24 protein-coding genes are annotated in these 24,591 nt (G+C 64.6%); 8 read left to right on the plus strand and 16 right to left on the minus strand.

Annotation, left to right across the window (positions count from 1 at the left end):
• Positions 1-20: 20 nt before the first annotated feature.
• The 3 genes from F8G81_RS22750 to F8G81_RS22760 form a co-directional block, all read right to left on the minus strand.
• The gene (locus F8G81_RS22750) at positions 21-1,001 is read right to left on the minus strand and encodes an alpha-ketoacid dehydrogenase subunit beta (protein ID WP_267276879.1); all 981 of its coding nucleotides are present in this window, start codon (positions 999-1,001) and stop codon (positions 21-23) included.
• Entirely contained in the window at positions 998-2,260 is a 1,263-nt protein-coding gene (gene pdhA, locus F8G81_RS22755) for a pyruvate dehydrogenase (acetyl-transferring) E1 component subunit alpha (RefSeq protein WP_267276880.1), read from the minus strand. Before pdhA ends, F8G81_RS22750 begins: the two co-directional genes overlap by 4 nt.
• 148 nt (positions 2,261-2,408) lie before the next feature.
• Positions 2,409-3,527 carry a histidinol-phosphate transaminase gene (locus tag F8G81_RS22760; RefSeq protein ID WP_267276881.1) on the minus strand — a complete coding sequence of 373 codons (1,119 nt, stop codon included), beginning with the start codon at positions 3,525-3,527 and terminating at the stop codon, positions 2,409-2,411.
• A gap of 92 nt (positions 3,528-3,619) precedes the next feature.
• Between F8G81_RS22760 and F8G81_RS22765 the strand changes: the two genes are divergently transcribed.
• Positions 3,620-4,048: a phage holin family protein gene (locus F8G81_RS22765; RefSeq protein WP_267276882.1), complete on the plus strand. Its 429-nt coding sequence runs from the start codon at positions 3,620-3,622 to the stop codon at positions 4,046-4,048.
• 4 nt (positions 4,049-4,052) lie between these two features.
• On the opposite strand, the gene F8G81_RS22770 is transcribed toward F8G81_RS22765, so the two are convergent.
• Both F8G81_RS22770 and F8G81_RS22775 read right to left on the minus strand, forming a co-directional pair.
• Positions 4,053-5,507 carry a hypothetical protein gene (locus F8G81_RS22770; RefSeq protein WP_267276883.1) on the minus strand — a complete coding sequence of 485 codons (1,455 nt, stop codon included), beginning with the start codon at positions 5,505-5,507 and terminating at the stop codon, positions 4,053-4,055.
• Entirely contained in the window at positions 5,507-5,809 is a 303-nt protein-coding gene (locus F8G81_RS22775) for a hypothetical protein (RefSeq protein ID WP_267276884.1), read from the minus strand. Before F8G81_RS22775 ends, F8G81_RS22770 begins: the two co-directional genes overlap by 1 nt.
• A gap of 207 nt (positions 5,810-6,016) precedes the next feature.
• Here F8G81_RS22775 and purB point away from each other — a divergent pair, with 207 nt between their 5' ends.
• From purB to F8G81_RS22805, 6 genes are all read left to right on the plus strand, one after another.
• Positions 6,017-7,459 (plus strand): adenylosuccinate lyase, encoded by a 1,443-nt coding sequence (gene purB, locus F8G81_RS22780; protein WP_267276885.1) that lies wholly within the window; start codon positions 6,017-6,019, stop codon positions 7,457-7,459.
• A gap of 165 nt (positions 7,460-7,624) precedes the next feature.
• Positions 7,625-8,299, plus strand: coding sequence for a histidine phosphatase family protein (locus F8G81_RS22785; protein WP_267276886.1), 675 nt, complete (start codon positions 7,625-7,627; stop codon positions 8,297-8,299).
• A 133-nt stretch (positions 8,300-8,432) separates the two neighbouring features.
• Positions 8,433-8,936 (plus strand): GNAT family N-acetyltransferase, encoded by a 504-nt coding sequence (locus F8G81_RS22790; RefSeq protein WP_267276887.1) that lies wholly within the window; start codon positions 8,433-8,435, stop codon positions 8,934-8,936.
• Positions 8,937-9,173: 237 nt separating this feature from the next.
• Positions 9,174-10,259, plus strand: a complete 1,086-nt coding sequence (locus F8G81_RS22795; RefSeq protein ID WP_267276888.1) for an extracellular solute-binding protein — start codon at positions 9,174-9,176, stop codon at positions 10,257-10,259.
• A gap of 56 nt (positions 10,260-10,315) precedes the next feature.
• Positions 10,316-11,383, plus strand: a complete 1,068-nt coding sequence (locus F8G81_RS22800; RefSeq protein ID WP_267276889.1) for an ABC transporter ATP-binding protein — start codon at positions 10,316-10,318, stop codon at positions 11,381-11,383.
• Positions 11,384-11,463: 80 nt separating this feature from the next.
• Entirely contained in the window at positions 11,464-13,293 is a 1,830-nt protein-coding gene (locus F8G81_RS22805; protein ID WP_267279334.1) for an ABC transporter permease, read from the plus strand.
• A gap of 36 nt (positions 13,294-13,329) precedes the next feature.
• Here the strand turns inward: F8G81_RS22805 and F8G81_RS22810 are convergent, their stop codons facing one another.
• Both F8G81_RS22810 and F8G81_RS22815 read right to left on the minus strand, forming a co-directional pair.
• Positions 13,330-14,517, minus strand: a complete 1,188-nt coding sequence (locus tag F8G81_RS22810) for a 4-hydroxybenzoate 3-monooxygenase (RefSeq protein WP_267276890.1) — start codon at positions 14,515-14,517, stop codon at positions 13,330-13,332.
• Positions 14,518-14,634: 117 nt separating this feature from the next.
• The gene (locus F8G81_RS22815; protein WP_267279335.1) at positions 14,635-15,378 is read right to left on the minus strand and encodes an IclR family transcriptional regulator; all 744 of its coding nucleotides are present in this window, start codon (positions 15,376-15,378) and stop codon (positions 14,635-14,637) included.
• Between the two features lie 219 nt (positions 15,379-15,597).
• On the opposite strand from F8G81_RS22815, the gene F8G81_RS22820 reads away from it, so the two are divergent.
• Complete coding sequence (locus tag F8G81_RS22820; protein ID WP_267276891.1) at positions 15,598-16,440, plus strand: ACT domain-containing protein; 843 nt, start codon at positions 15,598-15,600, stop codon at positions 16,438-16,440.
• 62 nt (positions 16,441-16,502) lie between these two features.
• On the opposite strand, the gene F8G81_RS22825 is transcribed toward F8G81_RS22820, so the two are convergent.
• The 9 genes from F8G81_RS22825 to F8G81_RS22865 all read right to left on the minus strand — a co-directional run bounded on the left by F8G81_RS22825 (position 16,503) and on the right by F8G81_RS22865 (position 24,507).
• Positions 16,503-17,420, minus strand: coding sequence for a diacylglycerol/lipid kinase family protein (locus tag F8G81_RS22825; protein WP_267279336.1), 918 nt, complete (start codon positions 17,418-17,420; stop codon positions 16,503-16,505).
• A gap of 93 nt (positions 17,421-17,513) precedes the next feature.
• On the minus strand, positions 17,514-17,867 hold the full coding sequence (locus F8G81_RS22830; RefSeq protein WP_267276892.1) for a hypothetical protein: 354 nt from the start codon (positions 17,865-17,867) through the stop codon (positions 17,514-17,516).
• Between the two features lie 92 nt (positions 17,868-17,959).
• Positions 17,960-19,333, minus strand: coding sequence for an NAD(P)(+) transhydrogenase (Re/Si-specific) subunit beta (locus tag F8G81_RS22835; protein WP_267276893.1), 1,374 nt, complete (start codon positions 19,331-19,333; stop codon positions 17,960-17,962).
• Positions 19,330-19,644, minus strand: coding sequence for an NAD(P) transhydrogenase subunit alpha (locus F8G81_RS22840; RefSeq protein WP_267276894.1), 315 nt, complete (start codon positions 19,642-19,644; stop codon positions 19,330-19,332). The genes F8G81_RS22835 and F8G81_RS22840 overlap by 4 nt, the downstream gene beginning before the upstream one ends.
• Positions 19,644-20,822 (minus strand): Re/Si-specific NAD(P)(+) transhydrogenase subunit alpha, encoded by a 1,179-nt coding sequence (locus F8G81_RS22845; protein WP_267276895.1) that lies wholly within the window; start codon positions 20,820-20,822, stop codon positions 19,644-19,646. Before F8G81_RS22845 ends, F8G81_RS22840 begins: the two co-directional genes overlap by 1 nt.
• A gap of 195 nt (positions 20,823-21,017) precedes the next feature.
• On the minus strand, positions 21,018-21,830 hold the full coding sequence (locus F8G81_RS22850; protein WP_267276896.1) for an IclR family transcriptional regulator domain-containing protein: 813 nt from the start codon (positions 21,828-21,830) through the stop codon (positions 21,018-21,020).
• Positions 21,831-21,922: 92 nt separating this feature from the next.
• A complete protein-coding gene (locus F8G81_RS22855; RefSeq protein WP_267276897.1) occupies positions 21,923-22,603 on the minus strand; it encodes a 3-oxoacid CoA-transferase subunit B in 681 nt (226 codons plus the stop codon).
• A 1-nt stretch (position 22,604) separates the two neighbouring features.
• Positions 22,605-23,303, minus strand: coding sequence for a 3-oxoacid CoA-transferase subunit A (locus F8G81_RS22860; RefSeq protein ID WP_267276898.1), 699 nt, complete (start codon positions 23,301-23,303; stop codon positions 22,605-22,607).
• 4 nt (positions 23,304-23,307) lie between these two features.
• Positions 23,308-24,507 carry a thiolase family protein gene (locus F8G81_RS22865; RefSeq protein WP_267276899.1) on the minus strand — a complete coding sequence of 400 codons (1,200 nt, stop codon included), beginning with the start codon at positions 24,505-24,507 and terminating at the stop codon, positions 23,308-23,310.
• Positions 24,508-24,591 lie beyond the last annotated feature (84 nt).

Here is a 24,591-nt window from a genome sequence, read left to right on the forward strand (position 1 = left end):
TGTTTCAGCAAGGTTCTGTCCTAGTACGCCATGGCGCGGTCCAGCGCCTCGAGGATCCGGTCGATGTCCGGAAGGTAGTCTTCTTCGACCTTCGCCACGGGATAGGGCATGTGGAAACCGCCCACCCGGATGACGGGGGCCTCAAGCGACAGGAAGGCCCGCTCGCTGATTCGGGCGGCGATCTCCCCGCCCAGGCCGCCAAAGGTTGGTGCCTCGTGGGCAACAATCAGCCGTCCGGTCTTGGTGACGGACTCGGTGACGGTATCGAAATCGATGGGCGAGAGGGACCTGAGGTCGATCACTTCCACATTGCGTCCGTCCTCGGCCGCGGCGTTTGCGGCGGCGAGGGCCACCGGAACCAGGGGGCCATACGCCACGATGGTGGCATCCGTGCCCTCGCGGAGAACGTGCGCCTTGAATGGGTCAGCAGCCGTACCCGCCTCCTGGACATCAACCTCTCCCTTGAGCCAGTAGCGGCGCTTGGGTTCGAAGATGATGATGGGGTCCTGGCAATCGACAGCCTGCTGGATCATCCAGTAGGCGTCGTGCGGATTGGACGGTGTGATGATACGCAGGCCAGCGGTGTGGGCGAAGAGCGCCTCAGGTGATTCCGAATGGTGCTCAACGGAACCGATGCCGCCGCCGTAAGGGATCCGAATGACCACCGGGACGGTGAGGTTTCCGTTGCTGCGGGCATGCATTTTGGCCAGCTGCGTGGTGATTTGGTTGAAGCCCGGGAACACAAAGCCGTCAAACTGGATTTCACAGACTGGGCTGTAGCCCCGCAGTGCCAGCCCGATCGCAGTGCCGATGATGCCGGACTCCGCGAGTGGTGTGTCCACCACCCTGTCGGGGCCAAACTCAGCGATCAAACCATCGGTAACGCGGTAGACGCCGCCGAGTGGCCCGATGTCCTCGCCCATGAGCAGGGATTTCGGATTATTGGCCAGGGCTGCGCGGAGGCCTTCGTTGATTGCCTTGGCAATAGTCATGGTGGTCATCGGCTGCCTGCCTCCGTGTCTGCCTGTGTGCCGGGGCCGGCGTCTGCCCCTTCATCCGAGTCACCAGCGGCAAAGCCTGCACTATATTCTTCAAACCACGCCAGTTCCTCAGCGACCAGCGGGTGGGCCTCCACGTAGGTATTGGCGAAGGCATTGCGGATGTCCGGGGTTTCCAGGTCATGCGTGGTGCGCCTGACATAGGACGCAAGTTCGTCGCCGTCAGCCTTGACCTGGGCAAAGAAGTCGTCGTCGGCCAGATGCTGGGTGCGCAGGTACTTCTCCAGCCGGATCAGTGGATCCTTGGCCCGCCAGGAGTCCTCCTCGGCGGATTCGCGGTACTTGGTGGGGTCATCCGCGGTGGTGTGGGCGCCCAACCGGTAGGTAAAGGCCTCGATCAGGACCGGGCCCTTGCCTTGGCGCGCGTGGTCCAGCGCCCACTCGGTCACGGCGTGCACGGCGATGACGTCGTTGCCGTCCACCCGGATACCCGGGAAGCCGTAACCCTTGGCCCGGTTGGACAGCGGGATCCGGGTCTGGACAGTGCTCGGCACTGAAATGGCCCAGTGGTTGTTCTGGCAAAAGAACACCACGGGGGCGTTGAAGGATGAGGCGAACACCATGGACTCGTGGACGTCACCCTCTGAGCTGGCACCGTCGCCGTAGTAGGCCATGACCGCTGCGGCAGGTTCGGTGCGCGCCGGATCGGACGTGGCAGCAAGCTTCTGGTCGCGCTGGATGCCCATGGCGTAACCCACTGCGTGCAGGGTTTGGGCCGCGAGGACAAGCGTGTAGAGGTGGAAATTGGTGTCTTTGGGGTTCCAGCCGCCATTGGACACCCCCCTGAACTGGCGCAGCAGTTCGGCCAGGTCCACATTGCGGGTCAGGGCTACGCCGTGCTCGCGGTAGGTGGGGAAGATGTAGTCCTGGGGCTGGCTGGCGCGTCCGGAGCCGATTTGAGCGGCTTCCTGGCCTGTCAGGGGAACCCACAAAGCAAGCTGGCCCTGCCGCTGCAGAGCGGTGGCTTCCACGTCGAACCGGCGGATCGCTGCCATATCGGCATACAGTCGGCGCAGCTTTTCAGGGTCCAACTTTTCGGCATATTCACTGAAGACGGGATGTGTGCCAAGCTTCCCCTCCGGGCAAAGAAGCTGGACCATAGGGGCCGGCGGCTCGCCCATGGCGGCCTCGGCCTCAGCCTCAAGCTGGTCGTCTACTGCAGTTCCATCGAACTCGGTGGAGGGCAGATGTGTGGCGCCCATACCGTCTCCTTGCTTGCCGCATGCGGATGCGTTGCAATGTCGCTGGGATATATGCCTTAATGGGAATGCATTCCATGGTGGGCATATATATGGCTTACTGGTCCTTACTTTATCTTCAGTAGGTAGCGCAGCCGCAACACGTTAAGCGCTAGGAACGGCGTGGCGGCTTTGTATAGTTCGCACACAGTTGGAGGAAGCGCGTGTTCGCCTCCACCTCACCGATGCTCACCCGGACGCCTTCGTTTCCGAACGCGCGCACCGAGAGTGCCTGGGTAGCCGCCAGTTCGGCAAATTCCCCACTGTTGGCTCCCATTGCCAGCCAGACAAAGTTGCCCTGCGCCTCCGGAACAAACCATCCCAGCTCCTTCAGCCCTGCCGTCACCCTGTCGCGTTCATCCACCAGGCTTTGTACCCTTTCTACAACCTGGGGGTAGTTCTGGAGGGAAACGATGGCCGCGCGCTCGGCGATTTGGGAGACCGCGAAGGGCGTGGCTGCCACTCTCAGGTGCTGCGTCAGTTCCGGGTTGGAGATGCTGTAGCCCACCCGAAGCCCGGCCAGGCCATGGGCCTTGGAGAAGGTCCGGAGCACCACCACGTTGGGATACTTGCGGTACATCGAGATGCCGTCCACCGCGTCTTCGGCCCGGACAAACTCCTGGTATGCCTCATCGATGACAACAACGACGTCTGACGGGACCGCCTGGATGAACCGTTCCGTTTCCGCCGTGGTCAGGATGGGCCCGGTGGGGTTGTTGGGCGTGCAGAGCAGGATGACTTTGGTGCGAACCGTAACGGCCGCCGCCATGGACTCAAGATCGTGCCGGCCGTCAGGGGTAACGGGGATGACAACGCCAGTGGCACCCACCAGTCCCACGCTGATCGGATAGGCCTCAAAGGAGCGCCAGGCATAAATAACTTCATCAGCTTTTCCGTCATCGTTCTGGCCGGCGAAGGTGGCCAGCAGTTGATTCAGGGCGCCCAGGCTGCCGGCGCCGGTAACAATGTCTTCCGCGGGGACATCCAGGAACTCGGCCAGCGCGGCACGAAGCTTGCTGCTCAGCGGGTCCGGGTATCGGTTGAAGTCTGTCTGGTGCGCAATAGCGTCCACAACGGCAGGAAGCGGAGGCAGCGGGTTCTCATTCGAGGAAAGCTTGTAGCTTGCCAGCCCGTCAACGGCGACGGGTGGTTTGCCTGCGGCGTAGCGGGGAAGCCGGCCTATTACCGGGCGCGGGTGTACTCCCCCAGCCAGGGTCTCTGATGAAGTCATGCCAACTAGCCTACTTCTCTGGGACTGGGTCGCAGGGTGGCAGCCTTTGATTCCCACAGGGCTCACTCAGGACAGTGTGAAAGCATTGGCGCATGCGCTCTTTCATTGTTCGGATCCTCATCAACGGGCTGGCCCTCTGGATTGCCAGCTGGATCCTGCCCGGCATGGACATTTCTACGTCGGCCGCCACTGAAGCCGTGGCCAAGACCGGGGTGACCCAAGGAACGGACACCCTCGGGATCATCGGGGCCTACTTGTTCATAGGCGTGATCTTCGGAGTGGTCAACGCGTTTGTGAGGCCGCTTGTCAGTCTCCTGTCCCTGCCCATCACCATCCTCACGCTGGGCCTGTTCACCATCGTCATCAATGCAGCCATGCTCTACCTGACCTCCTGGATCAGCAGCTACACCCCGGTGCACTTCACCATTGACTCCTTCTTTTGGACAGCTGTGCTGGCAGCCATCATCATCACAGTCATTTCCCTTGTAGCGGGAAGGCTCCCGGGCGCGCGGAAGCGATGAGAGCCTAACCAGCGGGTGGCCTCGGTGGGGATTGAGGTTTGGGATTCGGCACTGTCAGCGGCGTGGACTGCGGATCCGGCGGTTTCTGCCTGTTAAGTGAGAATCGGGTGGCAGTGGCTGTCCCTCCTGCTCCGAGCACGCCGCCCAGTATGGCGGTGGACGCCACGAGCGAAGGATCCTCACTCGCCTCGACCTGCCGGGCGCCCTCCACATAGCCGCTGAGCCGGTGCCCCGGGCCCAGGCCAAATTCCTCGCCTTCCGGGATCCGGGCCGGGTCGGTGAGGGTTACGGTGACACGGTCCACGGTGTCAGGACTGGGGGTTCCATCGCTCCCGGGAACCCAATCCTGCCTGTGTTCCAGATGCATGCTGCTGATGCCTGCGGCAGGAGTGATCCCGCCTACCGGGGATCCGGCGGTCAGCACATATTTCACGTCGTACTCGTCCAGGAAGAGCTCGTCGGCTGCCAGGTTCATGGCGTGGACACCGCCCTGGCTGTAACCCACTGCTACGACAGGCGATCCCTTCTCGGCTCCGGCCGCCTGCAGGGCTTGGAGAACGGCTGCATTCACCTCGGCCGACCCATAGCCCAATCCTTCCCCGATTCCTGCCAGATCAAAGGGATTGGTCCCGCCCACCTCGGTTTCTGTCTGCGTGCCAGGAATCACCACGACATAGGCTTTCTGCCCGCCGTTGTCCACCTCAATGACTTCGATGTAACCTTGGCCCCGCTCATCAACAGCCCGGGCACGTTCCAAGAGACCGGCGGTTGAAGCATCCAGTTCCAAGGGCAGGGACTCTTCCCGGTCCACGCTGACCGGACGCGGCTTCAGCACGGGTGCGGACTGCCTTGCCAGGGCCCTGATCAGGGGAGCTGCAACCGAGATGTGCTTTCCCGCCGCCAGGTCCGCCGCCAAAGCCGTGACAAAGTGTGCCGGCGACGAGAATGCCAAGAACGCACCCATGGTGACAGGGACGTTGCCTGCCACAATTTCCGCGACTTCCCTGTTGGGTACCGGGCCAAGTCCAAGATCGGCAACCTGCTGCCCCAGCAACTCCCAGCTTGTCAGCCTGAGGCCAAGTCCATGAACGACGTTCGCCAATGCTTCTGCGGACTCGTAGTCCTGCTTGCTGGCACGCACTTGGCGACTGATCCGCTGCAGCTCCGTACGGACTGCCTGGACGCTGCGCCGGGCCTCGCCCACTGAAATGATTGCTTCCGTACCCGAGTAGCGTGAATCATTTTGGTACGGGGACATGTCCTCCCAGATGTGGTGCATTTCCACTTCCACTGCGCTGAGCTCACTCGCCAGGACGTCGAGCTTCTCTGCCCCACCCATGAGTTCCTCAAGCTGGAAGCTGATCCCCCCGACTCCGCCGGAAATTACCAGGCCGCCATCACGGGCAGGGCCAGCCAGCCCGAGAGGGCCTCCACTGCCCGAAGGCGTCACTTCTGACATCAGTAGCCGCCGCCCGGCGGCGCTTCGCAGATCAAAACCGCCCGGGAGTGGCGGTTGACGGCTTCAGCGGCTTCCTGAAGACGGCCGCGCGTCCGGCCCAGCGCGGCGGCCTGCAAAGCCACCGAGTCCCGGTAAGCGCGGCCCGCAGGAGACTGCCAGTCCAGCAACTGAATCTTCCAGAAGCCGGCCAGGACTTCCTCAACCCGCCGGGTACAGCGCTCCACCCGGACGGCCAGCTGCTGGATGTCGTGGCTTCGGGCCATGCGTGAGGCCATGTCTGCCGCCGCGGTATCACTGCTCATGTTCTTGATCCCCTCGCGGAACCTGCGGATTCGTGTTCACCGCCCCCACGCTAAGGGCGCACAACGTGTCAGCGAAGTGCCGCCGTCGCGTATGTGGACAAGAAGCCAAAGGAGCATCTGGACGGGACGCAGGGGTCGTGTGTGCAGGACAAGTCACACGGAATGGCCGGCTTAAGGCGCAGCGGAAGTTCATGAAACAATCAGCACATGCCTGAAACTGCTGCCACAGCTGATATCCGTACGCCCTCCGGACGCCTCGCCCTTGCCGCGTCGCCGGAACAGATTGCGCTCGGCCCGCTGGACGGCCGCTACCAGTCCGCCGTCGCGCCCTTGGTGGACTACCTTTCCGAGGCAGCCCTCAACCGCGATCGCGTGGCCGTCGAGGTGGAATGGCTCATCCACCTGACCAGCAACAACGTCCTTCCCGGGGCCGGTCCGCTGACCGGTGAACAGCAGGACGAGCTACGCCGGATCGTCACGGAATTCGATTCATCCTCGGTGGCCGAGCTGGCCGAAATTGAGGCGGTGACGGTGCATGACGTCAAGGCCGTCGAGTACTACATTGGCCGCCGGCTGCCGGCGATCGGCATTGAGAGCCTGACAGCGATGGTGCACTTTGGCTGCACGTCCGAGGACATCAACAACCTCTCCTACGCGCTGGGCGTGAAGGGCGCTGTGGAGGACGTGTGGCTGCCGGCCGCCCGTGGTTTGGTTGCCCAAATCAGCAGGATGGCCGAGGACAACAGGGCCGTTCCCATGCTGTCCCGCACGCACGGCCAGCCGGCCACACCCACCACGCTGGGCAAGGAACTTGCCGTGATGGCACACCGCCTGAAGCGCCAGCTGGACCGGATCGACACCACGGAATACCTGGGCAAGATCAACGGGGCCACGGGCACCTACGCCGCCCATGTGGCGTCGGTCCCCGGAGCCGACTGGGAGCAGGTAGCCAAGTCCTTCATCGAAGGGCTGGGGCTGACCTGGAACCCGCTGACCACACAGATCGAAAGCCACGACTGGCAGGCAGAGCTGTACGCCGACGTCGCGCGGTTCAACCGCATCCTGCACAACGTCTGCACCGACATCTGGAGCTACATCTCCATCGGCTACTTCGCGCAGGTTCCGGTGGCGGGCGCCACGGGCTCGTCCACGATGCCGCACAAGGTGAACCCCATCCGCTTTGAAAATGCCGAAGCAAACCTGGAGATCTCCTCCGGCCTGCTGGACGTTCTGGGCTCCACGCTGGTGACCTCCCGCTGGCAGCGTGACCTCACGGACTCCTCCAGCCAGCGCAACATCGGCGTGGCGTTCGGGCACTCCCTGCTGGCCATTTCCAATGTGGCCAAGGGCCTGGACCGGCTGGACGTTGCCGAAGACGTGCTGGCCGCGGACCTGGACACCAACTGGGAAGTCCTGGGCGAGGCCATCCAGATGGTTATGCGCGCCGAGGCGATCGCCGGCGTCGAAGGCATGGAAAACCCCTACGAACGCCTCAAGGACCTGACGCGTGGACAGCGCGTGGACGCCGCACGCATGCAGGAGTTCGTCCAGGGCCTGGGCCTCTCCTCCGAGGCTGAAGCCCGGCTGCTCGCGCTGACCCCCGGCAAGTACACGGGCATGGCGGACCAGCTGGTGGACCACCTTAAGTAGGCCAAGGCCAGCCTCCAATCCCTGCTCGAAGAATAGGGACTACAGCGGAATAAGTACGACGGCGGCGCCGGGCTCCCAGGGGCCCGGCGCATCCTTTTGGGCTACTTGGGACTCGTGGACTGCTATTGTCCGCTGCCGGTTCACTGTAAGTGGGAAACTGGGAGCATGAAGCTGCTGCTCATCCGCCATGGACAGACCCCCGGAAACGTACTCGGCCAGCTGGACACGGCCCACCCGGGACCAGGACTCACCGAACTTGGTGAGCGGCAAGCGGAAGCCATGGCACGATCGCTGGCCAATGAGCCCATTGCAGCCCTGTATGCCTCCACCCTGGTCCGCACGCAGGTAACCGCCGCTCCCCTTGCCCGCGTACATGGACTGGAGGTTGAAGTGCTGGACGGCCTGCACGAAATCGAAGCCGGCGCCCTGGAGAAACTGACCGACCACGAGTCCCATAAGCGCTACATGGGAACGGTTTTCGCGTGGGCCGCAGGAGACCTTGACCGTCGCATGCCTGCCGGCACGGACGGCCACGCATTTTTTGAACGGTATGACGCCGCCATCACCCGGATTGCCGAACGCGCCATGAAGGACGGGGACAACGCTACCGCCGCAGCTGTCAGCCACGGTGCCGCCATCCGCACGTGGGCCGGGCGGCGGGCCGCGGATACGGATCACGAGTTCGCCGCCCGCCATGTCTTATCCAACACTGGCATTGTCGCCCTGGAGGGTGATCCCGACGCCGGCTGGACGCTCCTCCATTGGGACGGCAGCCCCGTGGGCGGGTTGGCCCTGGCCGACCCGACGGCGGAGGACCCCATGGGCGGACGCGCCCAGTAGCCTGACCGGAACTCCTACCTCCGCCCGCTGCCGTTTTCTGACAGTTCTCTGGGCGCTTACGCACAGGAAACACCGCGGTAACGGTGCCGCCTTAGGCTTATCAGGCATAACCCTTCGGCGAATCGAGGCAGTCATGCAGACCAATCCCCGTCTCAACATCAGGCAGGTCACCTGGTCCAACCCCGTGGGCGCCGACCTTCGCAGGGCCCAGCAGGCTGAACTGGACGCCCGCTTTGGTACGCCGAACCACGAACCCGGGACCCCGCCGTCGGGCGCGGACTGTGCGGTTTTCCTGGTGGCCTACGACAAAGGCTCCGGGCAGCCGGTGGGGTGCGGCGGCCTGCGGCTGCTGGATGATTCAACGGCGGAAATCAAGCGGCTGTATGTCCTCCCGTACACCCGGGGATCCGGCGTTGCCAGCTCCATCCTGGCGGCACTTGAAGCAGAGGCGTTCCGGCAGGGAATCAGCCGGATCAAGGCGGAGGCCGGGTCTGCGCAGCCGGACGGCCGGAACTTCTACCAGAACTCAGGGTTCGAGCCCGTGCCCAACTTTGGCCCGTACATCGGGGTGGAGCACTCTTACTGCTACGCCAAAAACATCAACTCGCACAGCGCCGCCAACACCGCCATGGCATAGGTCACCAGCGGACGACGGCGGAAAATAGCCGGGAGCGCGTCGGCACCTACTCCTCGCGGGCCCGCCGAACGTTCACGGCGCGTTAAGGCACAAGGCCCTGACTGTTCCCATATCTGGACCAGACTCGACTGGCGTTGATCGTTTATCGAATCGATAGCTATAAACGTCCACAACTGGCGAGCCCCGCTATAGGCTTGCCGGACATGCTCGATTCCAGTCCAGAAATGAGTCCTGCCCGTGCGAAAATTTCAGACTTTGGTTGCCGCTGCCGTCGCCGTTACCCTTCTTTCGGGCTGTGGAGGGAGTGCCGCCACCCCCGCAGCGTCCGGTGATTCCTCGTCATCCGCGGCGGGCGGATCGGGCGAAACACTGGTCATCTACACAAATTCCAACGGTGAAGGCCGCGGTGAATGGCTGACGGCCAAGGCGGCCGAGGCCGGTTTCAAAGTGGAGGTAGTGGGGGCCGGCGGTGCCGATGCCACGAACAAACTTATCGCCGAAAAGAACAACCCCATTGCCGATGTCGCGTTCGGCCTGAACAACATGTACTTCGCGCAGATCAAGGCTGCGGAGGCGATCGAGCCCTACGAACCCGCCTGGGCTGGTGAGGTGGACGGCGCACTGGGCGATGCCGGAGACGATAAGGCCTATTGGCCGCTGGTCCAGCAGGCTATTCTCCTGGGCTACAACTCCGACAAAATCACTGCGGACGCCGCACCCAAGGACTGGACGGACCTGTGGACCAAGGATGAATTCAAGTCACGGTATGAGCGCGTGACGGGGCTGGGCACCGCCACCGCCCAGCTGGTGTTCGCCAGCCTGCTGACACGGTATAGGGACGACTCCGGAGATCTGGGCATCTCGGATGAGGGCTGGAAGCAGGTGGAGCAGTACTTCCAGAATGGCAGCCCGGCTGTTGCAAAGACTGACCTTTTCGCCCGGATCGCCTCCGGCGACGTGGACATGGGCCAGATGCCGTCCTCGATCATCGCCGAACGTGAGAAGTCCTTCAAGGTCAACGTGGAGACGGTAGCGCCGTCCGTTGGGGTTCCGCTGGCCGTGGAACAGGTGGCCCTGGTCAAAGGGACGGACAAGAAGGAAGAGGCACAGAAGTTCATTGACTGGTTCGGCAGCGCAGATGTGCAGGGCGCGTGGGCCAAGCAGTTCAACTCGATGCCTGTAAACAAGGGCGCCGCGGCTCAGGCCAATCCGGAGGTGGTGGACTTCTTCGCTGACGTCAAGCAGCAGGACATCGACTGGAACTTCGTGCAGGAAAACATGGGCGCATGGGTGGAGAAGATCGAGCTCGAATACATGACGTAGCAGCCGTCCGCTTTGAGGTTCACCAGCTCCGCCAACCCATCCAGACAGGTTTGCCAATGATTCGCTTGGACAACATCGAAGTTTCCTTCGGCGATTTCGTCGCCATCCCCCACTTGGACCTTCACGTTAAACCCGGGGAGTTCTTCACGCTGCTGGGTCCGTCCGGCTGCGGGAAAACGACGGCGTTGCGCACCCTGGCAGGGTTCATTGAACCGTCAGCGGGAAGTGTTCACGTGGACGGCAAGAACGTGACCCGGCTTCCCGGCGACAAGCGGCAGGTGGGCATGGTGTTCCAGAACTATGCGCTGTTCCCCAGCATGAGTGTGTGGGAGAACATCGCCTTCGGACTCCGTGTGCGGAAGGAGAAGCACGCCGACAGCGACCGCCTGGTTCGCGACATTGCGCGCCGGGTGGAGCTCAGCGATGAGCAGCTGCACAAAAATGTGGCGGAGCTTTCCGGTGGGCAACAGCAGCGTGTGGCGGTGGCGCGCGCCTTGGTGCTGCGGCCCAAGATCCTGCTCCTGGACGAGCCGCTCTCCAATCTGGACGCCAAGCTGCGGCATCAGCTGAGGCAGCAGCTCAAGGACCTGCAGAGCGAGTTCGGCATCACCACCGTGTACGTCACCCACGACCAGGATGAGGCACTGGCCATGAGCGACCGCGTGGCCGTTTTCAACAAGGGCGTGATCGAGCAGGTGGGCTCTCCGCAGGCGATCTATGATGAGGCGGCCACTGAGTTTGTCTGCACCTTCATTGGGGACAGTTCCCCGTTGTCCGCTGACTTCATCACGGAACTGAACCGGCTCTCCGGTGCCGGCCTCAGCCCTGACGCCAACTCCTACCTGCGGGTGGAAAAGGCGTCACTGACCGCCCCCGCCCATGGGGGCACCGCCGTCGGGCTGGCCGGAACGGTGGTGTCACGCACCTATCACGGCCTCCACAGCCGCTATGTGGTGCGGAGTCACGGCGCGGATATCCGGCTGTTGGTCAGGGAAGACGGCGGCGTGCACCCCGACGCCGGTGCGCAAACGACCCTCTATGTCCAGCCGGGCCACGTGCTTCAGTACCACGCCGATACCGGCGCAGCCCTGGCCAGGAAGCCCCGGGCAGTGGCCCTGCCATGAGCAGAGTCTCCGTCTCTGTGAAGAACAGAGCCCAGAACAGCGGCAGGTACAGCGGCAGGAATGGTGGCGACGCCAGGAGCATGCTCCGCTCGCCCTTCGTCCTGATGGTGGGCGCGGTGCTCACCTGGTTCATCGCTGCGTTCCTGGTCTGGCCCAACCTGAACGTCCTGATAGCAACGTTCTTTCCGGACGGCAGCTTCTCGGGGCGGGCGGCCGAGAAACTGTTCTCCTCCCAGCGCGCCATGAAATCCCTGGGCAACAGCTTCCTGCTGGCGCTTGCCCTGTCCGTCACGGTGAACGTCGTAGGCATCTTCATTGTGCTGGTTACGCAGTACTTCAGGATCCGCGGCTCCCGGATCCTGTTTCTGGGCTACGCCTCCACCTTCATCTACGGCGGCATTGTGCTGGCCGCCGGCTACAAATTCATCTATGGCGACAAAGGGATTGTCACGTCCTGGCTGCTCACGGTGTTCCCCGGCATGGATCCGGCGTGGTTCTCCGGCTTCTTCGCCGTGCTGGTGGTGATGACCTTTGCCACCACCACCAACCACATGCTGTTTGTGGGCAATGCGCTCAAGGGCGTTGACTACCAGACGATTGAGGCGGCCCGGAACCTGGGCGCATCCACTTGGACCATCCTGCGCCGGGTGGTGCTGCCCATGCTCAAACCCACTCTCTTCGCGGTCACCATCCTGTCCTTCCTGACCGGCCTGGGGGCCCTGAGCGCCCCGCAGGTGCTGGGCGGCCGGGAATTCCAGACCATCACGCCGATGATCCTGACCTTTGCCAACAGCCCCACTTCACGGGATCTGGCTGCGCTGCTGGCTGTCATCCTGGGCGTTTCCACCATCCTGATGCTCGCTGTCATGTCCCGGCTGGAGAAGCGCGGCACCTATTACTCGCTGTCCAAAGTGTCCACGGCGATGCAGAAACAGCAAATTACCAGTCCCGTCGCCAATGCTGCCGTGCACATCATCGCCTACCTGCTGTTCGCGTTGTACACACTGCCCGTGGTGCTGATTGTGCTGTACTCGTTCGCCGACGGCGCCGCCATCCAAACCGGCCAGCTCTCCCCGGGCAGCCTGACACTGGACAACTACGTGCGGATCCTGACCCAGCCTTCAGGCCTGCGGCCTTTTATTGTCAGTGTGGTCTACAGCGGGTTGGCGACGGTGATTGCGGTGGGCGGGCTGCTGTTTGTGGCCCGGCTGCTTCAGAAGTACAAAAACTGGGTTGCCTCTGTCTTCGAATACCTGCTCCACATTCCCTGGATCCTGCCCTCGGCCCTGCTCGCCCTGGGGCTCATCATCAGCTACGACCACCCTAATCCGATGGTGGGCGGCGCCGTCCTGACCGGAACCACAGTGATCCTGCTGATCGCGTTTGTGACGGTCAAGATCCCGTTCACCCTCCGGATGCTCAAGGCATCATTCGCATCGGTCAACACCTCGATGGAGGAAGCCGCCGCCATCATGGGTGCCAAGACGCTGTACGTGTTCCGGCGGATCCTGCTGCCGCTGGTGCTGCCGGCCGCCGCAGCCATTGCCGCGCTGAACTTCAACAACCTGCTGGACGACTACGACACCGCGATCTTCCTGGCGCATCCGCTGGTCCAGCCGCTGGGGCTGGTGATTAAGGCGAACACCGACGGCGCCGAAGGGGTGGAGGGCGTGGCCAACACGTTCGTCTACACAGTGCTGCTGATGGTCATCACGGGGCTGACCATGTACCTCGTCTACGGCCGCTCCAGCAGGCGCGTGGCCGGCTCGGGCTCGAGCAGTGGTGCCGGTGCGGGCAAGCGTCCGGGCGGGAAGCGGCCCGGCGCTTATCGGGGGACCTCTGAAGCCCCGGACCCACCGCTCGCCGGGGCGGCAGGGCCGGAGGCTCCTGCCTTGAGCGGAAAACGTTAGCCGGTTTTGCGTGGCCGCGGGGCTCAACGGGACCTTCTACGAAGCTGGCCAGCCTGTGTACGCCTCAGCCAGGTACGCCATGCCGTGCTTGGAGGAGACCACCGAGTTGAGTTCGCCGAGCTGGCGGGCACGGGAGAACTCGTCGGCATCGGCCGACGTGTGGAGCATGGTGGTCATCCAGTAGGAGAACTGCTGGGCCTTCCAGACCCTCTCCAGGGCGCGGTCACTGAACGAGTCCAGGAGCTGGCTGGAGCCGGAGCGGTAGTAGCTGTCCAGTCCCTCGAAGAGCACTTTGACATCCTGAATGGCCAGGTTCAGGCCCTTGGCACCGGTGGGTGGGACCGTGTGGGCGGCGTCACCGGCAAGGAAGAGGTTCCCGTGGCGCATGGGGGTGTGGACGAAGCTGCGGAACGGCAGGACCATCTTGTCGATGACCGGCCCTTCCTTGAGTTCAAAGCCGTTACCGTTGACGCGGCTGCGGAATTCGGCCCAGATCCTGTCATCGTCCCAGTCGGCAACGCTCTCCTTCGGATCGCACTGGAAGTACATGCGCTGGACAGTTTCGGTCCGCTGGCTGATCAGGGCGAAGCCGTTCGCAGAGTTTGCGTAGATGAGTTCATCGGAACTGCGCGGCGCTTCGGCCAGAATTCCGAACCAGGCGAACGGGTACTCGTGGAAGTACCATTTCCGGCTGGCCTCCGGGATCTGGAGCCGGCAGTGGCTGCGTGAACCGTCCGCGCCCACCACAAACTCGGCCTGGATCTCATACTCCACCCCGTCAGAGTCGGTGAACCAGACCTTCGGCCTGCCCTCCAGGTCGTGCACCATGGTGTCAGTGACGCTGTAACGGACGTCCCCGCCGTCGGCCTTCCTTGCGGCGGCGAGGTCAAGGAACACATCCGTTTGGGGGTAGAGCCAGACGGATTCGCCTACCAGCCCCTTGAAGTCAATGCGGTGGCTTTCGCCATGGAACCTGAGCTCAATGCCGTCGTGCCGGTCGCCGTCGCGCAGCACGCGGTCCGAAACCCCGCTCTCCACAAGCAGGTTAACCGTGCCATGCTCCAGGATGCCGGCGCGGACTGTCTCGGAGATCGTTTGGTGGCTGCGGGCCTCGATCACTGTGGAATTGATGCCTGACGAAGCCAGGAGGTGGGACAGCATCAGTCCCGCCGGACCGGCGCCAACGATGGCTACTTGGGTGGTGATGACCTTGCGTGCTGCCATGAGTCTTCTCGCTTCATTGCGGGCCCGGGGCTGACGGGCCGGTTGGTGCTTGTGACTTCCAGTGTGCGGCGGAAGACCCTACTGACGGCACGGCAATTCCATTGAACGGAATATTTCTTACCCTTCGCTCAGACGGCGGGCTATGCCGCGCGCTGCTGTTTGCAGCGCGGGAACCAGCGACTGCAGCCGCATCTCACGCAGGGGAACCACGACGCCGAGCGCAGCCACTGCCCGCTGCCTGCCGTCGAGCACGGGAACGGCAATGCCCCAGGTGTCCGGATCCACGGCGCCGGCCAGCTGAGCGAAACCTTGGCGGGCGGTTTCGCTGAGGAGGGCGCGCAGGGCTTGGGGTGTCATCTTTTCGGCCGGATCCGAGAACTGGTCCAGATACTCCCGCTGCAGGGCCTTGGGCTGGTGGGCCATGAGGGCCAGTCCCACGGACGAGACGTGGACCGGCATCCTGCCGGCCACCCGCGCCCTGTTGGCAACGGAACCCCTGCGCGAGAGCCGCTCCACAAACAGCACCTCCCAACCTTCCAGCACGGCAAGGTTGACGTTCTGGTTGAGGACGGCCTGGATGTCCTCCATAAAGGGCAGCGCCGCCTGCCGCAGCGCCAGGGTGGGGGAATTGCGGTTCACGAGCTCCCACAGCCGCAGCCCCAACCGCACGGTCCCGCCCGGCCCGGGCTCCAGCAGTCCGTGCGCCGCGAGCTGCCGGACCAGCCGGTGGGCAGTGGTGAGGGGAAGCCCCGCCCGGGTTGCCAAATCCGACAACTGCAGGCTTCCGGCACCTTCCGGGAAAGCCGAGATAACACGGACCACCCGGTCCACCACCGAGTCTCCAGAGACTGAGTTGGCCACCGCACCTGCTTCCATTGAATGGGTCTTTGTGCCCAGATTACTCCTGGAGCGGCACGCCTTCTGCAAGAGGCTTCTTGCCGGTGGACTTCTGCAGGTACGGTCCTCAGGAAGGGCCCTGCCACGGGCTCTTAGCTTGCCTCGAGTCTTGCCTCCGCAGCGTTCCCACGATCGGAACGGCGGGGCAACACTGCGGAAACAGCCCCACGTGATGCTGGAGGCATGAAGCCCACTGCAAGGAAACCTGCCACGGCTGATTTGAGCTGCGAAGTCTGCGGCCTGATGCCGGAACCCACCAAGACCCGCCTGACCGTGGCCAATGTGGCCGTTATGCTCCCAATTGAACTCCTGGTCCACGCCCTGGTGGTCCAGACGCACCTGCCCTACCTGGCCAAGGTTCTGGTGCTCACCCTCACCGCCACCGTCCTGGTGATCTGGGTGGCGGAACCCTCCGCCGCCCGGGTTCTGAAGGGCTGGCTGCACGCCCCCGCACTGCGGCACCGGAGGCGGCTGGGTGCTGCGCCGGCGCTCTGGCGAGCCCGCACCGTGCTGCGGGACCAGCCCGGTTCGCTGCAGAAAATCACCCAGGCGCTGGCCCGCCTGGATACCAACATCCTGAGCATTCATGTGCACCCCGTTCCCGGCGGAGTCCTGGATGAGTTTGTTCTCTCCGCGCCGGGCAACCTCAGCGAACGCAAGCTTCTGGAGGCACTGCACGACGGCGGCGGCTCCCGGTCCCACGTGTGGCCCACCACGGCGCTGGCCATGGCGGACGGGCAGACCAGGGCATTGAGCCTGGCCGCCAGGATAGCCGACGCCCCTGACGAACTGCCTCTTGCCGTGGCCGAGCTGCTGCGGGCACGGATCGTCCCGGCGGCGGAGGCCGCCCTGCAGGAAACGGACGACGGCGGCACCCGGCTGAAGATCCCCACAGCGTGGCACGGACCCATCACGTTCGCCCGTCCCGATGAACCATTTACGCCGGCGGAGTCAGCCCGCGCCCACCGGCTGGCGGAACTGGCCGAGATCCTCTCGCACCGGCCGGTAGTCGCCCCCCGCGTCTAAGTAGCAGCCAGTGTCGTTGTGAGGCCGCCTCAAAACGACACTTGCTGCTACACCTGGTTGGATTACATCCGGAGGGTGATGGCGGACGGCTCCAGGGTCATCAGGACGTGCTTGCCCTCCCCCTCGTGGTCGCCGTCAAGCTGGTAATCGTCGTTGTGTTCCAGCGTGATTTCCACTGACGTGCCCTGGAAATATTCAACGGACGTGTCCCGGCCCTTACCCTTGACGATCATGCCGGCGATCACGGAGAACCAGCCGAACCTCCCCCTCGGCGCCAGAACCACGACGTCCAGGAGGCCATCGTCTACCTTGGCGTCGGGGAAAATCTCCAAACCGCCCTGGACCTTGCCACAGTTGCCCACCATCACGCTGCGGACCCGGCGGTGCACCACGTCCTTGCCGTCAACAATGATGGTGGCCTTGACCGGCTTGCCCGGCAGGTTCCGAATGCCGGCGTCCACATAGGCCAGCCAGCCCACCTTGTCCTTGAGGTCCTCGTTGGTGTCGGCCATGATGGTGGCGTCGTAACCCACTCCCGCCATCACCAGGAACAGCTGCTCCTTGTCGGGGTTGTTCCGGCGGGCGCGGACGACGTCGATCTTCCGCTCGGTTCCCGCCAGGGCCCCGGCCATGGCACCGTCAAAATCGGTTACGTCCATGCCCAGGTTGCGGGCCAGGAGGTTTCCCGTGCCGAACGGGAGCAACCCCATGGGCACGTCACCTCCGGCAAGGACCTCAGCCACGCACCGCACGGTTCCGTCGCCGCCGGCGGCAATAACGACGTCGGCACCCTGCTCAAGCGCTTCTTGCGCCTGGCCGACACCCGGGTCCTCCTTGGTGGTCTCCAGCCAAATGGGCTCGCCCCAGCCGTTCCCAGAGCAGTGCTTGGCAGCGAGGGCACGCACATCAACGTCCACCGGCTTGGCAGGATTGACGATGATCGCCGCGCGCTTGAGGGCTGGGGAGCTGTTGGCTGTCATGAAGTCCTCCGTGAACGTGGGAATGTGCGCCTTGAAAGTAAGCATACTTGCCATTTCGGGATCGAGGCCGCTGTATCCCTCTGCGGAAACCCGCTACGGGCGGTTTTCCTGGTTCCGGACTCCCGTGTTGTGGATTGCCGGGTTCTGGATTTCCTGGTTCTGCGAAGCCAATTTCCGCGCTTCCTGGTGGCGGGCGTTGATCCGGGCCGATCGGATAATCGTGAAGACGCCGAGGGCATCAACCAGCGCGATGACGGCGATCATCCAGTACAAACCCTGGCCGGCCACAAGGATCATGCCCACCACCCCGGTGGCGATTGTCATGATGACAGGCAAGAGCCAAACGGGACGGGCCTGCCGGGCTGTGGCGGACGAGGGTGTGGTGGAAGAGGGTGTGGTGGAAGAGGGTGTGGTGGAAGTGTCAGGGGCTGCCTGCGGCTCGCTCATGGATACGTCTCCTTCTGAGGTGTGGGCGTATGAAGTCCCAGGACTAAAGTCCCAAGGCATCAAGTCTCAGGGTCGATCCTACGGTCAGCGGGCTACAGCGCCTTCACCGCGCCCAGCACCTTGGCCAGGGAATCCTTGGCGTCGCCGAACAACAGGGAGGTCTGAGGCTCGTACAGCAGCTCGTTTTCAATCCCGGCGAACCCAGGCCGCATGGAACGCTTCAGGAAAATCACCTGCCGCGCGTCGGCCACCTCCAAAATGGGCATCCCGTAGATGGGCGAGCCGGAGGAAGTCTTCGCGGCCGGGTTCACCACATCGTTGGCGCCCACCACCAGGGCAACGTCCGCCGTCCTGAACTCGGAATTGATCTCGCCCATCTCCTTGAGCGACTCGTACGGGACGTTGGCCTCGGCCAGGAGCACATTCATATGCCCCGGCATCCGGCCGGCCACGGGGTGGATGGCGAAGTCCACTTCAATGCCGCGGGCTTCGAGGGCAGTTGCCAGTTCGGCGGCCGTGTGCTGGCCCTGCGCCACCGCCAGGCCATAACCCGGAACAATGATCACCCGCTGTGCGTAGCCCAGCAGCACCGCCACGTCCTCCGGGCTGGAGGACCGAACGGGACGTTCGCTCACGGCGGTGGACCCCGCCGTCGAACCTCCTTTGAAGGCCCCGAACAGGATTCCGGCCACGCTGCGGCCCATCGCCGCCGCCATGGCACGGGTCAGGATGGTACCGGAAGCGCCCACCAGGGTGCCCGCCACTACCAGGAGCACGTTGCCCAGCACAATGCCGGAGGCCGCAACCGCCAGGCCGGTGAAGGCGTTCAGCAGCGAGATGACGATCGGCACGTCAGCGCCGCCCACCGGCAGCACCAGGAGCACGCCGGCCACCAGTCCCAGGAGCATAAGCAGCACGGCAAGCACCAGCGATCCCGTCAGGACGATGGCGACGGCGGCGCCCACCGCGGCGAGCAGCACCGCCGCCATGACCACGGGCAGGCCAGGAAAGACCACGGGCCGGGTGGTCATGAGTTCCTGCAGCTTTGCGAAGGTGACTCCGGACCCGGCAAAGGAGACCGCCCCGACCAGCAGCGTAAAGACAATGGCAAGCCGTACCCACGGGTCCTCTGAGTGGCTGAGTTCCAGCAGGGCAACCAGCGCAGCGGCGCCGCCGCCCACACCGTTGAAGGCGGCCACCAGCTGCGGCATCTGCGTCATCTTGACGCCACGGGCCACCGGCGCAGCCACCACCGTCCCAACGGCAATGGATCCAAGAATCCAGGGGATGTTGTCCAGCCGCATGGACAGGAACACCGTGATGACGCCGATCAGGGCACCCAGCGCGCCGATCAGGTTGCCCCGGCGGGCTGTGCGCGGAGAACTGAGTCCCCGCAGCGCCAGGATAAAGAAAACAGCGGCGACGAGATACAGGAGCGAGGTCCAGACCGGATCGAGGATGTTCACTTGTTGTCCGCCTTCGCCGCGGTCCGGGCAACCTCTTTTTTGCCGTGGAACATGTGGAGCATCCGGTCGGTCACCACGAAGCCGCCCACCAGGTTGGCGGTGGCCAGCACCACGGCGAGCAGCGCCACCGCGAGCACCCAGCCGTCGGTCGCCTGCCCGGCGACGATGATGGCGCCCACCAGGATGATGCCGTGGATGGCGTTGGCGCCGGACATCAGTGGTGTGTGCAGGGTGCTGGAGACCTTGGAGACCACTTCGAAGCCGACAAACACCGCCAGCACGGTAATCGTCAGCAGGCTCATTCCGTCCATTAGAGCCGTCCTTCCTGGCGTGGCTGGGATCCGGCTGCCGGCGCGGCGAGCGCTTCCGCCGTCGGCGGGTGGACCACCACGCCGTCGTGCGTGAGGCAGGCGCCCGCCACCACGTCGTCGTCGAAATCTGGTACGACTGTGCCGTCCCGCGTCATCAGGGCGAGCAGGTTGGCCACGTTCTTGGCGTAAAGCCGGGACGCGTCGAACGCCATGGTGGACGGCGCGTCCTTCAGTCCCACCAGGGTGACGTGGCCCTGCCCGTCCGCGGTGGGCACCAGGATGTCCTCGCCGGGAACGCATCCCTCCACGTTGCCGCCGGATTCCGCGGCGAGGTCCACCACCACAGAGCCGGCGCGCATCCCCTGCACCATCCCGCGGCTGACCAGGAGGGGCGCGCGCCTGCCGGGGACGGCCGCCGTCGTAATCAGGACGTCCGCCTGGGCGACGTGCGGGGCGAGGAGTTCGCGCTGGAGCGCACCCCGGTCCGCGCTCAATTCCCGGGCATAGCCGCCTGAGGTCTCCGCGGTTTCCAGGTCCAGTTTGATGAAAGTGCCGCCCATCGAGGCGACTTCGTCCGCCGAGGCGGGGCGGATGTCATTGGCAGAGACGCGGGCGCCGAGCCTTTTCGCGGTGCCGATGGCCTGCAGCCCGGCCACGCCGGCGCCGAGCACCAGGACTCGGGCCGGCGGGACCGTGCCGGCGGCGGTCATGTACAGCGGGAAGAACCGCGGCAGGCGGATGGCGGCCTCCAGCACGCAGCGGTATCCGGCCACCAGGGCCTGGGAACTGAGGGCATCCATGGACTGGGCGCGGGAGATGCGGGGCACCAGTTCCAGTGCAAAGGACGTCACGCCCGCCGCAGCCAGTGCCTGGACCGTGGCCAATTCGGACGACGGCGCTGCCAGGCCGATGGTGACTGCTCCCCTTTTCAGGGACTTGGCTGTTCCGGTCTCCAGCGGGCGGACGTGGGCGAGGACGTCCAAGCCGGGGGTTTCGAGGCGATCCACGATCCGGGCCCCGGCCTGCTGGTACTCCTGGTCGCTATAGCCGGCCAAAGCGCCTGCCATCGATTCGACCAGCACCTCAAGGCCGAGCCCGGCCAGCTGCTTGACTGTTTCCGGGGTGGCGGCCACCCGCCGCTCACCTTCGCGGCTTTCCCGCGGTATGCCGAGTTTCAACCGCCGACTCCCCTCACTGACGAGTGCGCAGTGCGGCGTGGCTGGTCCCGCCGCTGAGTCGGGTGATTCAAGGCGGGCTCCGCGTAGCTGCACTGCTGCACGTAGTTGGCTAGAGTCTATGGCCCCCCGCGCGAACTGGCAGCTAATTCCCTCAGTTTCGGCGTTTGGGGGCGTGTGCTGCCAGTTCGCGGCAGGCTACTGCCTCGCTGACAGGTCCGCCGAGATCAGCTTGGCCGTGGCCACAATCTCCTGCGCCACCGATGCCAGGTACGCCTCCCGGTCCGGTTTGGCCGCGACCGACTGGGCCTGCAGGGACACGTTGACCGCCGCTACTACCTTGCTGGGGCCGTCATAGACAGGCGCGGCCACGGACATGAGCCCCAGTTCCAGCTCCTCGTCCAGCAGGCACCAGCCCTGGGCCCGGACGGTTTCCAGCTCAGCCAGGAGTTCCCGGGCCGTGCCCAGCGCGCGCGGGGTGAGCGGCCTAATGTCCGCTGCGGCCAGGTAGGCCTTCAGTTCAGCCGGCGGCAGCGCGGCCAGCAGTACCCTGCCCATTGACGTGGCGTAAGCGGGGAAGCGGGTGCCAACGGTGATGCCCACATTCATGATCCGGCGTGTGGTCACCCGGGCGATGTACGCGATGTCCGTTCCGTCCAGCACAGCGGCGGACGTGGACTCCCCCAGCTTGAGCGACAGCTCCTCCAGGTGCGGCTGGGCCAGCTGCGGCAGGGACAACCCCGAAAGATACGCGTAGCCGAGCTGGAGGACCTTGGCCGTGAGGGCGAACGTCTTGCCGTCGGTCCTGACGTAGCCGAGCTCCACGAGCGTGTGCAGGAACCGCCGGGCGGTGGCCCTGGTGAGGTCGGTACGGGCAGCCACCTCGGTGAGGGTCATGACCGGGTGGTCCCCGTCGAACGCCCGGATCACGGCCAGCCCGCGCGCCAGCGACTGCACGTACTGGTCACTCGCCTGCGGAGCGGCCTGCGTGGCGGCTGGTGCTTCGGTCATGGTTACCAATCCTATTGGCGCGAACTGGCAGCTAATGCCCTCAAAAGCCGGATTTGAGGGGATCTGCTGCCAGTTCGCGCAGGGGTGGGGGGTTAGGGTGCGACGGCGGGGGCTGCTTTGAGCGGGACAGGCACCAGTTCCTGGAGTTCTTCGAGGGTGCAGCCGAAGGTTTCGCGGACGGTGACTCCTTCGGGGCCGGTCAGGAATACGGCCTTGTCGGTGTAGACACGGGTCACGCAGCCCACCCCTGTGAGCGGGTAGGTGCACGCTTCCACGATCTTGGATGCCCCCTCGCGGGTCAGGAGCGTCATCATCACAAAGACGTCCTTTGCGCCTGTGGCCAGGTCCATCGCTCCGCCCACGGCAGGAATGGCGTCCGGTGCACCCGTGTGCCAGTTCGCGAGGTCCCCGGTAGCGGAAACCTGAAACGCTCCCAGGACGCAGATGTCCAGGTGCCCGCCGCGCATGATCGCGAACGAGTCGGCATGGTGGAAGTAGGACGCACCCGGGAGCTCGGTGACGGGGATCTTGCCGGCGTTGATGAGGTCGCCGTCGATCTGGTCCCCTGTGGCTTCGGGGCCCATGCCCAGCATGCCGTTCTCCGTGTGCAGGGTGATGTCCTGGTCCTCGGTGAGGTAGTTGGACACCAGCGTGGGCTGGCCGATGCCAAGGTTCACGAACGAGCCGGGCTTGATGTCCTTGGCCACGAGCCGTGCGAGGTCGTCACGGCCCAGGGGCGTTGCCGAGGTCTGGAGGGACGTTGCGGTGCTCATGTCAGGCCGCCTTCTCTGAAGTGCCGCCGGATGTTGTGCCTGTGGCCACGCGGACGACGGTGTTGACGTAGATTCCCGGGGTCACCACGTTCTCCGGGTCCAATCCTCCGGTGGGGACGATCTCGGCGACCTGGACGATGGTGTGCTTCGCCGCGGCGGCCATGATGGGGCCGAAGTTCCGGGCCGTCTTGCGGTACACGAGGTTGCCCTTGCCGTCGGCCTTGAGCGCCTTGATCAGTGCGACGTCGGCGTGGATGGGTGTCTCGAAGACCTGGCCGCGGCCGTCGATGATCCGGGTTTCCTTGCCCTCGGCCAGCATGGTGCCGTATCCGGTGGGGGTGAAGAACCCGCCGATGCCCGCGCCGGCGGCGCGGATGCGTTCGGCGAGGTTGCCCTGCGGTACCAGCTCCAGCTCGATCTCCCCGGCCTTGTACTTGGCGTCGAAATGCCAGGAGTCGGATTGCCGCGGGAAGGAGCAGATCATCTTTTTCACCCGGCCTTCCTTGATCAGCAGCGCCAAACCCTGGTCGCCTTGGCCGGCGTTGTTGTTCACCACGGTCAAGTCCTTGGCGCCGCAGTCCAGCAGCGCATCGATCAGCTCAAACGGCTGCCCGGCGTTGCCGAAGCCGCCGATCATGACGGTGGAACCGTCCTTGACGCCGGCAACGGCCTCGGCCACGGAATCAACAAAATTCAGCATTGTCCTAACCCTTCACTCCGGCTGACACGTTCTCCAGCACCACTGCCAGGCCCTGGCCGACGCCGATGCAGATGGCCGCCACACCCCAGCGCTCCCCCGAGGCCTGCAGGCTGCGCGCGAGCGTGCCCAGGATGCGCGTGCCCGAGGCTCCCAGCGGGTGGCCCATCGCAATCGCGCCGCCGTGCCGGTTCACGATTGAGTGGTCAATCCCCCAGGCGTTCAGGCATGCCAGGGACTGCGCGGCAAACGCTTCGTTAAGTTCGACGGCGCCCACCTGGTCCCAGCCGATGCCCGCCTTCGCGAGGGCCTTGTTCGCCGCCTCCACCGGGGCGTAGCCAAAGAACTGGGGATCGTTGGCGTGCGCGCCGCGGCCGGCGATCCGGGACAGCGGTTCCAGCCCGAGCAGCCCGGCGGCACTTTCGGAGCCGATCCACGCCGCGGAGGCGCCGTCGGACAGTGGGGACGCGTTCCCGGCGGTGACGGTGCCGTTTTCGGCCCGGAAGACCGTCTTCAGCCCGGCAAGTTTCTCCGCCGAAGAGCCCGCGCGGATGCCTTCGTCCCGGACCAGGTCCGTCCCGGGAACCGGAGCCACCAGGTTGTCGTAAAAGCCTTCATCCCAGGCCGCGGCGGAGAGGTTGTGCGAGTCCGCGGCAAATTCGTCCTGCTGCTCACGGGTCACACCGTACTTTTCACGCAGCCGCTCGGTGGCCTCGCCCAGCGAGATGGTCCAGTCCTTGGGCATCGCCTTGTTGACCAGGCGCCAGCCCAGGGTGGTGGAGGCCAGGGTCATGTCGCCGGCCGGGTAGGGCTTGTCCGTCTTGGGCAGCACCCAGGGCGCCCGGGACATCGACTCGGCACCGCCCACCAGCATCAGTTCCGCGTCGCCTGCATTGATCTGGCGGGAGGCGATGATCGCGGCATCCAGGGAGGACCCGCAGAGCCGGTTGACGGTGGTGCCGGGGATGGACACCGGCAGCCCGGCCAAAAGCGTGCCCATCCGCGCGATGTTGCGGTTTTCCTCGCCGGCGCCGTTGGCGTTGCCGAACACCACCTCGTCGATCCGCTCGGGATCCAGCTTCGGCGCCCGCTTCACGGATTCGGTGATGACGTGGGCAGCAAGGTCATCCGGGCGGACGGCGGCGAGGCCGGAGCCGAACTTCCCGAACGGCGTGCGCACGGCGTCGTACACAAAGGCCTGATTCATGATGTTCCTCTGATTCTGTCTGGGGTTCCCAACTGGGTAGCACTAAGTGTCGTTATGAGGGCTCAAAACGACAGTTAGCGCGAC

This window comes from Arthrobacter sp. CDRTa11, from assembly GCF_026427775.1.
Taxonomy (GTDB): domain Bacteria; phylum Actinomycetota; class Actinomycetes; order Actinomycetales; family Micrococcaceae; genus Arthrobacter.

What these genes read in the sequence shown, in the direction of transcription:
- F8G81_RS22750 (WP_267276879.1), bottom strand. Translation starts at nt 1,001, where the DNA reads ATGACCACCATGACTATTGCCAAGGCAATCAACGAAGGCCTCCGCGCA.
- pdhA (WP_267276880.1), bottom strand. Translation starts at nt 2,260, where the DNA reads ATGGGCGCCACACATCTGCCCTCCACCGAGTTCGATGGAACTGCAGTA.
- F8G81_RS22760 (WP_267276881.1), bottom strand. Translation starts at nt 3,527, where the DNA reads ATGACTTCATCAGAGACCCTGGCTGGGGGAGTACACCCGCGCCCGGTA.
- F8G81_RS22765 (WP_267276882.1), top strand. Translation starts at nt 3,620, where the DNA reads ATGCGCTCTTTCATTGTTCGGATCCTCATCAACGGGCTGGCCCTCTGG.
- F8G81_RS22770 (WP_267276883.1), bottom strand. Translation starts at nt 5,507, where the DNA reads ATGTCAGAAGTGACGCCTTCGGGCAGTGGAGGCCCTCTCGGGCTGGCT.
- F8G81_RS22775 (WP_267276884.1), bottom strand. Translation starts at nt 5,809, where the DNA reads ATGAGCAGTGATACCGCGGCGGCAGACATGGCCTCACGCATGGCCCGA.
- purB (WP_267276885.1), top strand. Translation starts at nt 6,017, where the DNA reads ATGCCTGAAACTGCTGCCACAGCTGATATCCGTACGCCCTCCGGACGC.
- F8G81_RS22785 (WP_267276886.1), top strand. Translation starts at nt 7,625, where the DNA reads ATGAAGCTGCTGCTCATCCGCCATGGACAGACCCCCGGAAACGTACTC.
- F8G81_RS22790 (WP_267276887.1), top strand. Translation starts at nt 8,433, where the DNA reads ATGCAGACCAATCCCCGTCTCAACATCAGGCAGGTCACCTGGTCCAAC.
- F8G81_RS22800 (WP_267276889.1), top strand. Translation starts at nt 10,316, where the DNA reads ATGATTCGCTTGGACAACATCGAAGTTTCCTTCGGCGATTTCGTCGCC.
- F8G81_RS22805 (WP_267279334.1), top strand. Translation starts at nt 11,464, where the DNA reads ATGCTCCGCTCGCCCTTCGTCCTGATGGTGGGCGCGGTGCTCACCTGG.
- F8G81_RS22810 (WP_267276890.1), bottom strand. Translation starts at nt 14,517, where the DNA reads ATGGCAGCACGCAAGGTCATCACCACCCAAGTAGCCATCGTTGGCGCC.
- F8G81_RS22820 (WP_267276891.1), top strand. Translation starts at nt 15,598, where the DNA reads ATGAAGCCCACTGCAAGGAAACCTGCCACGGCTGATTTGAGCTGCGAA.
- F8G81_RS22825 (WP_267279336.1), bottom strand. Translation starts at nt 17,420, where the DNA reads ATGACAGCCAACAGCTCCCCAGCCCTCAAGCGCGCGGCGATCATCGTC.
- F8G81_RS22830 (WP_267276892.1), bottom strand. Translation starts at nt 17,867, where the DNA reads ATGAGCGAGCCGCAGGCAGCCCCTGACACTTCCACCACACCCTCTTCC.
- F8G81_RS22840 (WP_267276894.1), bottom strand. Translation starts at nt 19,644, where the DNA reads ATGGACGGAATGAGCCTGCTGACGATTACCGTGCTGGCGGTGTTTGTC.
- F8G81_RS22850 (WP_267276896.1), bottom strand. Translation starts at nt 21,830, where the DNA reads ATGACCGAAGCACCAGCCGCCACGCAGGCCGCTCCGCAGGCGAGTGAC.
- F8G81_RS22855 (WP_267276897.1), bottom strand. Translation starts at nt 22,603, where the DNA reads ATGAGCACCGCAACGTCCCTCCAGACCTCGGCAACGCCCCTGGGCCGT.
- F8G81_RS22860 (WP_267276898.1), bottom strand. Translation starts at nt 23,303, where the DNA reads ATGCTGAATTTTGTTGATTCCGTGGCCGAGGCCGTTGCCGGCGTCAAG.
- F8G81_RS22865 (WP_267276899.1), bottom strand. Translation starts at nt 24,507, where the DNA reads ATGAATCAGGCCTTTGTGTACGACGCCGTGCGCACGCCGTTCGGGAAG.